Source organism: bacterium, from assembly GCA_029210545.1.
GTDB lineage: Bacteria > BMS3Abin14 > BMS3Abin14 > BMS3Abin14 > BMS3Abin14 > JARGFV01.
Map to the genome: position 1 here is coordinate 1 of JARGFV010000195.1, position 1,784 is coordinate 1,784.

The window sequence follows — 1,784 nt, forward strand, 5'->3', positions numbered from 1 at the left end:
CCCAGACTTTGGCGATATTACAGTAGTCATTGTAAGGAAAGGGAAAACCACGCTTTTCCCTTTCCGTTGAGCGAAAAGTCCCGGATTGGACTTTTTGCGACCCTATCTTCGATAATATACAAAACCTATTTATATTCACTGCCCTTGTGATCCGATTTTCTCAAATAGCTGATCGATCCGGAGCTCTTTTTTGTCCTCTCTTTGGTCTTTGGACCTGGGTCTTTGGGCTGTTTTCATACTCTTCCGATAGACGAGTATGAAAAACCCAAAGCCCTTATCGCTTTCGGTTCATAGACGTTCCTGAGATCCACCATGCAGGGAGATTTGAGCAGTTTCAGACATTTTTCCAGATCTAGAAGACGGAACTGGTTCCACTCGGTAACGATCACCATGACATCGGCGCTTTCCACGGCGTCGTAGGCGTTCCGGCAATAGGTTATGCCCTCACTCCCGAGGATCTTTCTGGCCTGCTCCATGGCCGCCGGGTCGAAAGCCCTCACGGTACCGCCCTCAGCCAGGACCTCCCTCACGATAACCTCGGCCGGAGATTCCCTGAAATCGTCGGTGTTGGGCTTGAATGCCAGACCGAGTAGGGCCACAGTCCTTCCCTTGACGTCGTCCCCGAGCATCTCCCTTACCTTCCGGTAGGCGCGCCGTTTCTGGTCATCGTTGACCGCGACCACCGACTCGACGATCCTTGACGGTTCGCCCAGTTCCCTTGAGATGTTCACGAGGGCAAGGGTGTCCTTGGGGAAGCATGACCCCCCGTAACCAGGCCCGGCGCGGAGGAACTTGGGACCGATCCGGCCGTCAAGCCCCATTGCCTTCGCCACCACGTGAACGTCGCCTCCGATCTTCTCGCAGACGTTGGCCATCTCGTTGATGAAGGAGATCTTGGTAGCCAGGAAAGCGTTGGACGCGTACTTGATGAGTTCGGCGGTGGCCACGTTGGTGAACACAAAGGGGGTCTCGATCAGGTAAAGGGGCCGGTAAAGATCCCGGAGGATGGCCCTCGCCTGCTCCGATTCTGTTCCGATGACCACCCTGTCGGGACGCATGAAATCTTCTACCGCTGACCCTTCCCGGAGGAACTCGGGGTTGGAGGCCACGTCGAACATGTCCTCCGGCAGGTATTCCGACAGGATCTTGCGGATCTTCTCGCCTGTGCCGACGGGGACGGTGCTCTTGGTGACGATGACCTTGTAGCCGTCCATGCACCCGCCGATCTCCCGGGCAACCTGCTCCACGTAAACCAGGTCTGCGCTCCCGTCTCCCCGGGGAGGCGTCCCCACGGCAATAAAGATGCCCAGCGCCCTTTCGACCCCCTCCCGGATGTCGGTCGTAAAATGGAGCCTTCCATCGTGGATATTTTTCTTGACCAGTTCCTCGAGGCCCGGCTCGTAGATGGGGATCTCTCCTTCAAGCAGCCTGTCGATCTTGTCCTTGTCCTTGTCGACACAGGTCACCTCGACACCGAACTCCGCAAGGCAGGTCCCGGTGACGAGACCAACGTAGCCGGTTCCGATCACAGCGATGTGCATGGAAAAACCTCCGGTTTTTCAGTCCCAGGTTTTGTGTTCTGGGTTTTGGGTAATATTCAAAACCTTCTACATCCATTCTGAATAAATCATTAAAGGCACGGTTCTTGAGATACTTATCACATTGCACTATCCACTCTCAAATCATTTACCTGGAAGGAACAATAAATGATAGAGTCGCAAAAAGTCCAATCCGGGACTTTTCCTGGCTCATTAATGTCCTGGGGAAAGGGAAAAGCGTCGTTT

General features: G+C 54.4%; 1 protein-coding gene. It reads right to left on the reverse strand.

Annotated elements, in window-relative coordinates; genetic code table 11:
- Nucleotides 1-233: 233 nt before the first annotated feature.
- Nucleotides 234-1,541 (reverse strand): UDP-glucose/GDP-mannose dehydrogenase family protein, encoded by a 1,308-nt coding sequence (locus P1S46_12225; GenBank protein MDF1537235.1) that lies wholly within the window; start codon nucleotides 1,539-1,541, stop codon nucleotides 234-236.
- Nucleotides 1,542-1,784 lie beyond the last annotated feature (243 nt).

Excerpts from the sequence above, each read along its gene's own strand:
- P1S46_12225 (MDF1537235.1), bottom strand. The coding sequence starts at position 1,541 with ATGCACATCGCTGTGATCGGAACCGGCTACGTTGGTCTCGTCACCGGG.